Raw genomic sequence first — 12815 nt, forward strand, 5'->3', positions numbered from 1 at the left:
ATACTTATGGTTTTTAATGGAAATGCTGTGCTATGTGTCAAAAGAATACCCCAACAAATGTGTTGCTGAGAATATAACAGCTATATTAACAAACTGTACTACATTTGTTTTTTTTATTTCCAATTAGCTTTCTTTTATATAGTTTAGCAAACTAATTTTTATTATTAGAGCCGTGCCTAGGGTTGTCCGCTTCGGTGATGATTGTGCTTTTGTGTCCCCATCTGCTGGTTTGTGGAGACGGCGGTGTTTTTGGGTCTATAGGAATGATGATTTCATTATCATGTGCATCACACTCAACCTTACTGTCCTTGTCATAAGCGGCTGGATCAAAGTGCGGGGTCGCTGTTGTATCAGTTGACTGTCGAGCTAAGCTTTTAGGAGCGGCTTGCGATGTTTTTCTAAATTCAGGTTTTTTAAATAAAGGGTGTTGGGTGTTTTTATTCGTGCCTTTATCATCAGGGTTTTTGCGCGGTTCGGCGTTGGTAAAGATTACATTCAATGGCAAGTCTAGCTGCTGCTTGGCATAGGCTTCCGTATGCTCAAAACGATCTACCAGTAAGCTGAGCCAAGGTTTTTGGTCTTCTAGCCTCATCTCATCAAGCTCGTCTTTGATCGGCAAAGGATAAGGCAAGGTGCGATAAAAATCCCATAATGTCATCTTGCTCAAGTCTTTTTTGAGTACATAGTCCTCATCTTCGGTCATGGTGATGAGGTTGCTGTCTTGGAGGTAGTTGATATAGGTGTACCATTTGGGTAGCTCTTTGCGGCCCAACACATTGCGCAGGGCTTGCTCACTGACCGCTTCGCCTTTTAGATGATGGGTATACACAAGGTTTAACATATCGAGCAAGCTAAGTAGGGGATGGCGCGGGTAGACTTCTTCGGTCTCAAAAATCGTCAAGGTATAGCTGATCTCAACGCCTAACAAAATCAAATTCCAAGACAGGTATATCCATAACAAAAAGATAGGCAAGGCGGCAAAAGCTCCGTAAATGGCCTCATAGCTGGTAAAGTTTGCCATCACTGTGCCAAACAGATGCTTCATCAGCTCAAAGATAATCGTCACAAAGACCCCAGCGATGGCTGCATTTTTTGCGGGCACACGGGCTTTGGGAATAAACCAATACATCCCTATAAAGCCGGCCATGGTGATACCAACCGACACCACTTGTACCCAAAACCCCCAATCAATACCGTAGCCTGCTATTTGGCGATTTAAAAAACTCAAGCTTTGTACCGTGCTTGAAGCGATAAACGCCGTACCTAGCACCATAGGCCCCAAGGTCACAATCGTCCAATAGCGCAGCAGACTCTTTATACCACCTGAGCGGCTCTCCACCCGCCAGATTTGATTAAAGGCACGCTCAATGGTGGTCAAGGTCATGATGGTGGTAAAAAATAGCACCATGGCGCCGATGATGGTAAGGTTCGATGATTTTTCGGCGAAGTCATTGATATACTCACTGACTTGCATGCTCGATTGCGGCAATAAGTTGCTATAAATGACCTCGTATATCTGCGCTCTGACGGATGCCAGTGCCGGTACAGAGGACAATATCATGAGCAAAACAGTCAATACAGGCACGATCGACAGCATGGTGGTATATGTAAGGGAGGCGGCTTTTTGCTGGCAGTTGTCTTCAAAAAAGTGCCGCGTCAAAAACCGTAAAAACTGGAACCAGCGCTGATGTAAAAATGGGAGTCTTTTGCTTAAGTTTTCCATAGTGACCATTTAGCAGGAAGTAGAGAGACAATAGTGTAACAAAGATGCGTCGTTATCATCTGCCGTTTAATTGTGTCAAAATGCACAGCGGCTCTTTGATAAGGCATCACGTAGGCGTGGCTGGAGTAAGTGGTCGTAAAATAGTCGTCAGCTGGTTTGCATGTCGGTGAATGACTGGGGCATAATGAGCACATCATCGCCTCGCCTATCGCGGGCGATATCGTTATTGATCGATAAATAATGATATATAGATAATACTATCAATGGTTTTATGAGGAAGGACGGTTAATGAGTCAGGCCAACCCTTACGTTTTGGTGTTTTATTATTCAAATTATGGCACGACAAAGACATTAGCCTACGCCATCGCTCAAGGTATCGAAGAGGCTGGGATGACAGCGCGTATCCGTACAGTGCCGACCGTCGCGCCTGAGACCACGGCCAGCAAACCTGCGATTCCTGATGAGGGCGATCTGTATTGCACCATGGACGATCTCAAAGACTGTAGCGGCCTTGCACTCGGTAGCCCCACGCACTTTGGCAATATGGCCGCGCCCATGAAGTACTTTTGGGACAATACGGTCACGCTCTGGCTGGCGGGAAACCTACAAAACAAGCCTGCCTCGGTATTTACGGCGACAGGTTCGATGCATGGTGGCCAAGAGTCCACATTGCTCACGATGATGTTGCCATTGATGCATCACGGTATGATCATCGTTGGGGTACCGTATGCTGAACCTGCATTAAATCGGACGCATCGCGGCGGGACGCCTTATGGTGCCAGTCATGTGAGCGGTGCATTACATGACCAGCCAGTCTCTGATGATGAGCGCGAGCTCGGTATTGCTCAAGGTCGGCGTTTGGCGATTAGTGCTCGCGCATTGGCGCAGGCCAATTGGCAACGATAAACGGCTTTTGTTTTCTACTAGCTTTATCTTTTACTATACTGTCAGTAGCCCCCCAACTGCCGCTGCTGTGAATGAGGAAACCTGTATCTATAATGGCTACCAACCGCTCTGATAGCGACACCCATAGCAATATGCCAACTGTAGAGTCTGGGCGCGCGGCCACCCCGCAAAAACCTATTGCGCCCATGCGTCAGCGCTTGATGATGACGTGGCTGATTTGGTTGGTGTATAGACTGTTTGGGTTGCCCATCTTGATCAATGTGTTTAATGCCAGTCGCCCTGATATTGTGGGCGGTATCGCATGGCAAGCACTATGGCTTTTGCCAGCTTTTATACTGACGCCATGGATCGTGCGCGGGCGCTCGCCTTATGCGTTATTGGTCGGTAGTATGTTTACTCTAGTATATTTGGGCGCAAGTGGCGTGGTGCTGTTTACTCGCGCGTATGGCAGCAGCTGGGCGGAAATAGCGGTATATCTGTTTGATTTTGTATTGTTGTTTGCCATCAATGTTTGGCTGTTTATTTTACTAAAACGCTTGCCGTCGATGAATAATGTCGTCAAGAAGCCGCGCGCTCGCTAGATTGGTTTTTTACCTCTGCTGTTGGCATAAAAGATCTTAGATCACAAAAAGATTGGATAAAAAAAGCGGCACTCTCATGTAGAGTACCGCTTTTTTTTAAGACTCGCTCAGCGTCAAGTGAGCGATAAGCTGAAAATTAATTGACCTTAGTCAGCTCTAGATCCATCTTTTTACCATCGTTAATCTGACTGACTTTGATGGGCAAATAATCCAAGCTCGGCGCTAACCAAAAACTGGTTGAGCGGTCATTGTCGTCATGAATACGGTCAATACGGACAGTATCAAAGGTACCGGCTGGCACCGTGATTATGGTATTGCCCGATTTTTTAAATGGTGTTTTTTCTACCTTGTCTTTTTTGGCCATGTAGTAGTTACCAGAGAACTTACCGTTTAGTAAATCTTGACGAATTTGCACTTCAAGACTTAAGTCATCAAAGGCTTGCTGCGCCATATCCATGGTCATGGTTTTGCCTTTATAGGTACTGGTGACTTTTTTGCTGCTTGGGTTAAAGCTTAGCTTGTGCGTACGGCCAAGACCCAGTAGTTTATAAGTGGTGCTGGCCTGCGTCGGAATGACGTTGTTACCCTTGATGGTAAAGGTGCTGCTTTGCGACGCATTGGCAACACCTGCCACCCGTGCTTTGACATTATATTTCCAAGTATTGCCCGATTTGCCTAGCGTACGGGTGGCGGTGCCTTTGTATTTGTCTTCTACCGTAAAGCTATAATTGGCACTAGAGGGCTGGACGGTTTTGGCGCTAGCGAGGGTGGGTGCGGTCATACTCAAGGCTCCAATAGCAGCAATGCTCACGCCTGTGGTGAAGGCGGACAATACTGTCGACTTGCTGCGGGCGGGGTTGTTAATGTTAGATTTAGATATAAAGCTCATGGATAGTCCTTAATACATTCTATTTATCACTGTCTGTTTAACACTGTTTGTTTAACATTGATTGAGCAGTGGTAACTTATTGCTATTATTATGATCTCAGAGACTATGATGGTCATACTCTATTATACTTTCAAGGCAGGTACTCCCAAGTGACGTTTGCCTCTTGTAGTCAGTGTTGCTAGCCACGCGGTCGCCCTATCTGTACGTAACTTGCTGTAAAACCAGTAAAGCACAGCGCTGCCTACAAAGTTGCCCAATAAGGCTGCCTGATAGCTAATATACGAACAGGATAAAAAATTCTTGTAAATTTTTGGTTTTTACACTTGAACCAAATGCCTCCTGCCCCCACTTTTTGATACAAGCTCAAAGCTTATCTATGAGATGTCACTTTTTGGTCACATTTCTTATAGATACTGGTTTTGAGACTATTAATTCAAATAAACCCTTTAACGTTATAACCAACTTTTGGAGTCATATCGATGAACATTCGTCCTTTACATGACCGTATCGTCGTTCGCCGCGTAGAAGAAGAGCAAAAGACTGCTGGTGGTATCTTGCTACCTGGTTCGGCACAAGAAAAACCATCACAAGGTGAAGTGTTGGCAACAGGCAATGGTCAGATTCGTGACAATGGCGACATTCGCGCGTTAGATGTAAAAGCTGGTGACAAAGTATTGTTCGGTCAATATGCTGGTCAAACCGTGAAAGTTGACGGCGAAGAACTACTTATTATGAAAGAGTCTGATGTATTGGGTGTGCTAGAAGGCTAGTCCTTTTGAGTATGATTGAGTACTCAGCATATCTTTGACCATAGGCGTCTGTAATGACCTATATTTAATGACGCTCATTTAAAACGTCAAGCTGGTCAATACACTATCGACTCATTTAAATGTATTTTTATACTTATAATAATGGAGTAAATTAACATGGCAAAAGATGTAAAATTCGGTATTGATGCTCGCACGCAAATGATGGACGGTGTCAACGTTTTGGCAAACGCCGTAAAAGTCACGCTAGGCCCTAAAGGTCGCAACGTGGTGATCGATAAGTCTTTTGGCGCGCCAACCATCACCAAAGACGGTGTGTCGGTTGCCAAAGAGATTGAGCTTGAAAACAAATTTGAAAACATGGGCGCACAATTGGTTCGTGAAGTCGCGAGCCGTACCAACGATGTCGCTGGTGACGGTACCACGACGGCAACCGTATTGGCTCAGTCGATCTTGCAAGAAGGCATGAAGTCTGTCGCTGCTGGCATGAACCCAATGGATCTCAAGCGCGGTATCGACAAAGCAGTACGCGAAGCAGTTAAAGAGATTCATAATCTATCTACCCCAGCTGATGATCACAAAGCAATCGCCCAAGTAGGCTCTATCTCTGCCAACTCAGACACCAAAATCGGTGAGCTGATCTCGCAAGCGATGGAAAAAGTCGGTAAGCAAGGCGTGATCACGGTTGAAGAAGGTTCAAGCTTTGAAGATACCCTAGAAGTAGTCGAAGGTATGCAGTTTGATCGTGGTTATATCAGCCCATACTTTGCCAACAAGCAAGACAGCCTAACAGCTGAATTTGAAAACCCATACATCTTGCTAGTTGACAAAAAAATCAGCAACATCCGTGAAATCGTGCCATTACTTGAGCAAGTGATGCAGCAAAGCAAGCCATTGCTAATTATTGCTGAAGACGTAGAAAACGAAGCATTGGCTACGCTAGTGGTCAACAACATGCGTGGCGGCCTAAAAACTTGTGCTGTTAAAGCACCAGGTTTCGGCGATCGTCGTAAAGCCATGCTAGAAGATATCGCAACGCTCACTGGTGGTACGGTCATCTCTGAAGAGATTGGTCTGAGCCTTGAGACTGCGACTATAGAGCAATTGGGTACTGCGAAAAAAGTCACTGTTGGTAAAGAAAACACCGTTATCGTCGATGGTGCTGGCAACAAAGCCGACATCGATAATCGTGTTGAGTCTATCAACCGTCAAATCGCAGAGTCTACCTCTGACTATGATAAAGAAAAGCTACAAGAGCGTGTGGCCAAACTGTCAGGCGGCGTAGCCGTTATCAAAGTCGGCGCGGCTACTGAAACAGAAATGAAAGAGAAAAAAGACCGCGTTGACGATGCGCTACATGCCACTCGCGCTGCGGTTGAAGAAGGTGTCGTCCCTGGTGGCGGTGTTGCATTAGTCCGTGCGATGAGTGCCTTGTCTGACTTAACTGGCGACAACGACGACCAAAGCGCAGGTATCAACATCCTACGCCGCGCGATGGAAGCACCACTTCGTCAAATCGTCACCAACGCAGGCGAAGAAGCGTCAGTAGTCGTCAATGAGGTAAAAGGCGGTAGCGGTAACTATGGCTATAACGCTGCAAGTGGCGAGTATGGCGATATGCTAGAGATGGGTATCCTTGACCCTGCCAAAGTATCACGCTCAGCGCTAGAAAACGCTGCCTCTGTTGCAGGCCTCATGCTCACGACTGAAGCGATGATTACTGATCTACCAGAAGGTGATGACCCAATGGCTGCTATGGGTGGCGCTGCTGGTGGAATGGGCGGTATGGGTGGAATGGGCGGCATGATGTAATTCTACTTCTGCTACAAAGCGATTTCTCTTTGTCAGACGCGCTCAATGTACAATAGGTACTATTTTCACTCGTCTTCCTTGATAAATCGCTTTTCGCTGAAAGTATGAATAATATCACGTACCTGTAAAATCTAGTCCAAATAAACCCCCCGATAGGCTGAGCTTATCGGGGGTTTTTTTATGCAAGATAAGTATGTTTTGGCTAAAAGATTACGCATCTGCCTCATCACGACGAAATGTCCACGTTTTGTCGTCAGACAGCTCATCGACATAGTAATATCCCGCCAAATCAAACTGCTTTAACTGCTCAGCCTTGGTCAGTTTATGGTCAGCAGCATATTTCACCATCAATCCACGGGCTTTTTTGGCATAAAAGCTAATCACTTTATAGTTGCCATTTTTCTCATCCTCAAATCTGGGCGTGATAACCTTAGCATTTAATGCTTTCTTTTTTACCGACTTAAAATACTCATTAGACGCTAAATTAATCAATACCTTGTCTTCGCTATCAGCCATGCGTGCATTGATAACATCAGTCACTTCCTCGCCCCAAAACTCATATAGGTTGTCACCGCGCTCATTTTTCAGCTTAGTGCCCATCTCTAAGCGATACGGCTGAATCAAATCGAGTGGTTTTAGCACACCATAAAGACCTGACAAAATACCCAAATGCTCGTTGATGTAGAGGGCAGTGTCCTTGTCCATACCATACATATCCAGACCTGTATAAACATCACCATCAAATAGATAAGCGGCAGGTTTGGCATTTTTGGTGGTAAAAGGTTTGTCGTTATCCCATTGCCACTGCTGGTTGCGCACCGCATTGAGCTGCGCCAGATCATCCGAGATACTCATCAGCGCTTGCAAATCAACCGGCTCTTTTGTCTTTAGTATTTTCATTAGTGCCTGTGCGTGGTCAATCAGCTCAGGCTGACTATAGTAGTTGCCTAGGTTGACAGGGATATCGTCTGTCTCATTTAAAGACTTGGCAGGAGAGAGTAAAAAATACATGGCTAATCCTTATTCTGTGAAATCAATGATCTGTCTATCGCGGTGTCAAGTACTCTGATTATACCTTATATGCAATTTTAACGTGATTTGACGTCATGGTTGGATAGGTTTTGCTGCGTTATCGAAGAAAAGTAAACATTTGAAAGGGGGTTAGGATAGCCAGTACGCTATATTTGGCAAGGGGTTAGCTTTCGTAGAAAAATAAAAGTGTTTAATATAACAATAAAAGTTATCCAGATGGTGTAAATGCCTAACTTTTAATTTTACTTGTTGGTCACCATTAGGCAATGAAAGTTGGCGGATGATGTCTCTATAATAAAAAGACATGATGGTGATGTAGTCGTCATTTATTAAATTGATAGCCTTTGGTCAACATTTTGAACCAACAACGACCAAAGGTTTTTTTGTCCCCTGTGCTTTTTAAATGTGCGTTGAGGGTATTAAAGGTAGTCATTGAGACGTAAATAAAGTCATTAGACGTAAGTAAGGAGACGGTATGAAAATCGGTGTAATCAGTGCAGATATCGCAAGCGAGAGCCGTGTCGCGCTAACCCCAGACGCGGTCAAAAAACTGCGTAAGCTTGGGTTTGAGGTCGTCATCCAGTCAGGTGCAGGGCAGGCAGCCTACTATGCTGATGCGCTGTATCAGGCGGCAGGAGCCGACATTGCCAGCAGCAGCGCCGAGGTGATTGCCCAGTCTCAAATTATTACCACCATTCACGACTTGCCCGCCGAAGTGACAGAGCGTTTGAGTGCAGGCCAAATCGTCGTCGGTATGCTAGACCCTTACCGCAATACGCAGCTAGACACGTATGCTGCTAAGGGCGTTACGGCCTTTGCGATGGAGCTATTGCCTCGCACACTGTCACGCGCCCAAAACATGGATGTGCTGTCGTCACAAGCCAACCTTGCAGGCTACAAAGCAGTGCTGCTGGCGGCCAATGAATACTCGCGTCCATTTCCGATGTTTATGACCTCGGCAGGGACAGTAAAACCCGCCAAAGTGGTGATCTTGGGCGTTGGTGTTGCAGGGTTACAAGCCATCGCGACAGCCAAGCGTTTGGGCGCGGTGGTAGAAGCCAGTGATCTGCGCCCTGCCGCAAAAGAGCAGGTGGAGTCGCTGGGCGGTAAATGGCTGGATGTGCCAATGAGTGACGACGAAGCACAAAAAGCCAAAGCGACGGGCGGCTATGCGTGGACGCCATCAGAACAATATATCAAAGATCAGGCTGCAGTCGTCGATAAAGCATTAAGCAATGCCGATATTGTCATTACCACAGCACAAATCCCTGGTCGTCAAGCGCCGCGCTTAGTCCATCAGGCAACCCTTGCCAAAATGAAAGCCGGCTCGGTGCTGATCGATATGGCAGCTGGAACGGGCGGTAACGTCGAGGGCAGTGCGCCAAATGAGACCGTCACCACAGACAATGGCGTACGTATCGTTGGCGCGGCCAATATTCCATCAATGCTTGCGGCGCAGTCTTCAGACTTGTATGCCAATAACCTTGTCAACTTTATCACCACCTTAATTGCACCAGCTGCTACAGATGACGCGTCAGCAAACAAACTGGCACTGAACTTAGATATGGAAGATGAGATTCAGGGTGCACTGGCAGTGACCCACGACAACCAAGTGCGCTTGGCCAAACGCTAGCCCTTGCTGGTCGCCATACATTTGCCAGACACGAATAAATTTTTAGGAGGATAAGATGATTGCCACCATTTTAGCGGCAGCGCCTGCCGGTGCAGCCATGAGTAGCACACCATTTGTCGCGATTTTTACCGTATTTGTACTCGCTATCTTTGTTGGATATTACGTTGTCTGGGGCGTGACCCCAGCGCTACATACGCCATTGATGGCGGTGACCAACGCCTTATCAAGTATCGTGATCGTCGGTGCGATGCTACAGACTATCCATATCGACGGCTCGATGTTTACCCCGACCAGTTTGCTTGGTGCTTTTGCGGTATTTTTGGCCAGTATCAATATCTTTGGTGGTTTTGCGGTGACTGAACGTATGCTCGCGATGTTTAAGCCCAAAGCAAAAAAAGCGCCAGTAGCAACATCTGAAAATGGAGGTGATGCATGAGCGATTTAACCCAATTTATTGCCACCAATGCAGATTGGTTTTACTTAGTCGGCGCTATCCTCTTTGTTTTAACGTTACGCGGATTGTCGAGTCCAAAGACAGCGATTCGTGGTAACCGCTTCGGTATGGCAGCGATGGCAATTGCTGTTATCACTACCTTTTTCTTAGCAGAAGGCCCTGTGCTGTGGCTAATCATCGGTGCGATGATCTTAGGTGCCATCGTCGGCATGTGGAAAGCAAAAACCGTCGCGATGACGCAAATGCCAGAAACGGTAGCGTTGATGCACTCATTTGTCGGTTTGGCAGCGGTGGCGATTGCGCTGGCCACGGTACTGCATACCGAGCAGCAGCATGGCGCGGTTGCCCGTGTTGAGCTATTTATCGGGTGCTTTATCGGTGCGATTACTTTTTCTGCCTCTGTCTTTGCTTTTGGTAAGCTTGCGGCAAAAAGCTGGGCAAAAACAATCACTGGCGGCTGGGTAAAACCTGTCCAAGCCTTGCTATTTATAGCGATGATTGGGTTTGGCGGGGTGTATTTTGTCACGGATTCCTTGCCTGCGTTTTATGCGATGACAGTGATTGCAGTGATTTTTGGCTGGATGTGGATTGCGCCTATCGGCGGCGGTGATATGCCAGTGGTCGTGTCGCTACTGAACTCATTTTCAGGTTGGGCGGCAGCAGGTATTGGCTTTACGCTGGGCAACTCAATGCTTATTATCGCAGGTTCGCTCGTCGGTTCCTCAGGTGCGATTTTGTCTTATATCATGTGTAAAGCCATGAACCGCTCTCTACTAAACGTTTTGTTTGGCGGTATGGGCACGTCAGCGGCCGCTGCAAACGGTGATGATGGCGCACCAAAAACATACAAATCAGGCTCAGCAGAAGACGCAGGGTTCCTTATGTCCAATGCCAGCAATGTGGTCATCGTACCAGGTTACGGTATGGCACAAGGCCGCGCGCAAAACGCGGTAAAAGAATTGTATGAGCTATTAAAAGACGAAGGTGTCAACGTTCGCTTTGCCATTCATCCTGTTGCTGGTCGTATGCCAGGGCACATGAACGTACTATTGGCAGAAGCCGACGTGCCTTATGACGATATTCTAGAGATGGATGAGATTAATTCCGACTTTGCCAGTACCGATGTGGTCTTGGTCATCGGTGCCAACGACGTCGTCAACCCGTCAGCAAAAGACGATCCGACATCTCCTATCTTTGGTATGCCCATTTTAGAAGCCAACAAAGCGCAAACGGTGATGGTCATCAAGCGTTCGATGAGCACCGGCTATGCAGGTCTTGATAACAGCCTCTTCTATATGGACAAAACCATGATGATCTTTGGCGATGCCAAAAAGATGGTCGAAGAGATGGTACGTAGTATTAATGGCGGCGGTCATTAATCGCTAAAATCAGCTTTTCAGTATAAGTTTTGAGTATGTTTTATTAAATAAAAAAGTCACTTAGGTGGCTTTTTTGCGTTAAGGTAAGCCATCTTTCTATTCAGTTAGACTTTATACAAAATCAGAATTAAGAGAGTCATTTATGAACATGTTGATACGTTTTTTTATTATGATTAGTTTACTAAAACAGCAGCGTGATAAACATTCAGTAAAACAGTGTCTGAGCGCCGAGATGTTGGCCGCACCGATAGTACGTCAATACCGTGTCTTGCCGCACGATATGGGGTTTCGCGATCATCTGCCCAACTATCGTTATTTGTCTTTTATAGAATTAAACATCACCAACTGGCTGATGACTTGCTGTCATCAAAAGGGAATAAAAAATCTTGGCTGGATTATCGCCATGCAAGAGATGGTCTATCTTAAAGAAATTAAATTTCTAAATAAAATGACAGTAAATAGCGTGCTTGTCGGTTGGGATACAAAATATGTGTATTTTGAAACGCGATTTTTTGTCAAACATCAACTGATGGGTATTGGGATGACGAAGTTTGTCTTGACCGATAAAAAAGGTAAGTGCGCGCCGGCGGTATTGGATATGCTCGGCGAGCAGACCAATGACGTCATCGACTCATGGAATGCGCATCAAGTAGCGATTAAATCTGTAAAGTCTGCCAAATAGGCTGATTAATCAAAGCCGTTTGTATAAAGAACTTGGCTATAATCAGTTAGCGAAGTTTGGTAGGATAGAGGTGAATAAACAGGCTGATAATTTAGCCGATCAACGTCTTGAGAAGACTTTTTAAATGATAACCGCTAAGGAGATACCATGACCCCGCAAAAACTAAAATGGACAGACAGCCTCGATATCGCCATTGAGCTTTATGAGAAGTTTCCAGAGGTCGACCCGCAGTACATTCGTTTTACGGATTTGCACCGCTGGGTGACTGAGCTTGAAGGCTTTGATGATGATCCACAGCGCTCAAACGAAGGTATTTTAGAAGCCATTCAGATGAATTGGATCGATGAAGCCGATTAAGGTGATTTTCTTCTTTAACAGTACATCGAATAACAATAAAAGAGAGCAACAGGGCAGGCAGCATCATGATGTCTCAAATTAAAGAGTTAGCCGAAGCGATAGCGTGTAAGGGTATTAGCATTCGTACCACCAATCACGCTGAGATTAGCCACGACACTGCCAAGCTTGGTAGATTGTGGCAGAAGTTTTACCAGAATTACGCAGGACAGTTGCCTGAAGGCGAAGATATTTACGGTATTTATCATAACTATGAGAGTGATGATTTAGCAGGCGCGTTTGATGTGGTGGCCAGTTGGGAGGTGACGGGTAAACCTGAGGCATCAAGCGCGCCTAATCCTGCAGGCGGCTTGGTCGCGGTAAATATTCCTGCAGGAAAGTACTTGGTATTTTCTGAAGAAGGCCATATGCCTAATACCGTCATGAATGCATGGGAAAAGGCATGGGAGTACTTTAATGATCCAAACTGTGAACACACTCGCAACTTTGATGTAGACTTTGAGCACTATATCGATGGGAATTTAGAGTACGGCCAAGTCGACCTTTATATAGGTATTAAGTAAATCCATCGTTAGATTATAGGATAACTATGAATAAAGATTG

13 protein-coding genes are annotated in these 12815 nt (G+C 45.9%); 10 read left to right on the forward strand and 3 right to left on the reverse strand.

The window, feature by feature from the left end; all coding sequences use genetic code 11:
• Positions 1-151 precede the first annotated feature (151 nt).
• Complete coding sequence (locus tag ACNFVB_RS04210; protein ID WP_289056773.1) at positions 152-1723, reverse strand: YihY/virulence factor BrkB family protein; 1572 nt, start codon at positions 1721-1723, stop codon at positions 152-154.
• Positions 1724-2011: 288 nt separating this feature from the next.
• Here ACNFVB_RS04210 and wrbA point away from each other — a divergent pair, with 288 nt between their 5' ends.
• Positions 2012-2629, forward strand: coding sequence for an NAD(P)H:quinone oxidoreductase (wrbA, locus tag ACNFVB_RS04215; protein WP_430738188.1), 618 nt, complete (start codon positions 2012-2014; stop codon positions 2627-2629).
• 92 nt (positions 2630-2721) lie between these two features.
• Complete coding sequence (locus tag ACNFVB_RS04220) at positions 2722-3210, forward strand: hypothetical protein (RefSeq protein WP_288998567.1); 489 nt, start codon at positions 2722-2724, stop codon at positions 3208-3210.
• A 136-nt stretch (positions 3211-3346) separates the two neighbouring features.
• Here the strand turns inward: ACNFVB_RS04220 and ACNFVB_RS04225 are convergent, their stop codons facing one another.
• The gene (locus ACNFVB_RS04225) at positions 3347-4099 is read right to left on the reverse strand and encodes a DUF3108 domain-containing protein (RefSeq protein WP_430738189.1); all 753 of its coding nucleotides are present in this window, start codon (positions 4097-4099) and stop codon (positions 3347-3349) included.
• Between the two features lie 479 nt (positions 4100-4578).
• Between ACNFVB_RS04225 and ACNFVB_RS04230 the strand changes: the two genes are divergently transcribed.
• On the forward strand, positions 4579-4869 hold the full coding sequence (locus ACNFVB_RS04230) for a co-chaperone GroES (RefSeq protein ID WP_075102316.1): 291 nt from the start codon (positions 4579-4581) through the stop codon (positions 4867-4869).
• 156 nt (positions 4870-5025) lie between these two features.
• Positions 5026-6678 carry a chaperonin GroEL gene (gene groL, locus ACNFVB_RS04235; RefSeq protein ID WP_430738190.1) on the forward strand — a complete coding sequence of 551 codons (1653 nt, stop codon included), beginning with the start codon at positions 5026-5028 and terminating at the stop codon, positions 6676-6678.
• A 210-nt stretch (positions 6679-6888) separates the two neighbouring features.
• On the opposite strand, the gene yaaA is transcribed toward groL, so the two are convergent.
• The gene (gene yaaA, locus ACNFVB_RS04240; protein WP_430738191.1) at positions 6889-7689 is read right to left on the reverse strand and encodes a peroxide stress protein YaaA; all 801 of its coding nucleotides are present in this window, start codon (positions 7687-7689) and stop codon (positions 6889-6891) included.
• 496 nt (positions 7690-8185) lie between these two features.
• Between yaaA and ACNFVB_RS04245 the strand changes: the two genes are divergently transcribed.
• The 6 genes from ACNFVB_RS04245 (at position 8186) to ACNFVB_RS04270 (ending at position 12775) form a co-directional block, all read left to right on the forward strand.
• Positions 8186-9343, forward strand: coding sequence for an NAD(P) transhydrogenase subunit alpha (locus tag ACNFVB_RS04245; protein WP_288998570.1), 1158 nt, complete (start codon positions 8186-8188; stop codon positions 9341-9343).
• A 97-nt stretch (positions 9344-9440) separates the two neighbouring features.
• Positions 9441-9779 carry a proton-translocating transhydrogenase family protein gene (locus ACNFVB_RS04250; RefSeq protein WP_201584915.1) on the forward strand — a complete coding sequence of 113 codons (339 nt, stop codon included), beginning with the start codon at positions 9441-9443 and terminating at the stop codon, positions 9777-9779.
• Positions 9776-11176, forward strand: coding sequence for an NAD(P)(+) transhydrogenase (Re/Si-specific) subunit beta (locus ACNFVB_RS04255; RefSeq protein ID WP_430738192.1), 1401 nt, complete (start codon positions 9776-9778; stop codon positions 11174-11176). Before ACNFVB_RS04250 ends, ACNFVB_RS04255 begins: the two co-directional genes overlap by 4 nt.
• A 142-nt stretch (positions 11177-11318) precedes the next feature.
• Entirely contained in the window at positions 11319-11858 is a 540-nt protein-coding gene (locus ACNFVB_RS04260; RefSeq protein ID WP_430738193.1) for an acyl-CoA thioesterase, read from the forward strand.
• 147 nt (positions 11859-12005) lie between these two features.
• The gene (iscX, locus tag ACNFVB_RS04265) at positions 12006-12215 is read left to right on the forward strand and encodes a Fe-S cluster assembly protein IscX (protein WP_071003236.1); all 210 of its coding nucleotides are present in this window, start codon (positions 12006-12008) and stop codon (positions 12213-12215) included.
• 65 nt (positions 12216-12280) lie between these two features.
• Positions 12281-12775: a GyrI-like domain-containing protein gene (locus tag ACNFVB_RS04270; protein ID WP_430738194.1), complete on the forward strand. Its 495-nt coding sequence runs from the start codon at positions 12281-12283 to the stop codon at positions 12773-12775.
• Positions 12776-12815: the final 40 nt, after the last annotated feature.

It is taken from the genome of Psychrobacter sp. VH5 (genome assembly GCF_050572635.1).
Lineage (GTDB): Bacteria > Pseudomonadota > Gammaproteobacteria > Pseudomonadales > Moraxellaceae > Psychrobacter > Psychrobacter celer.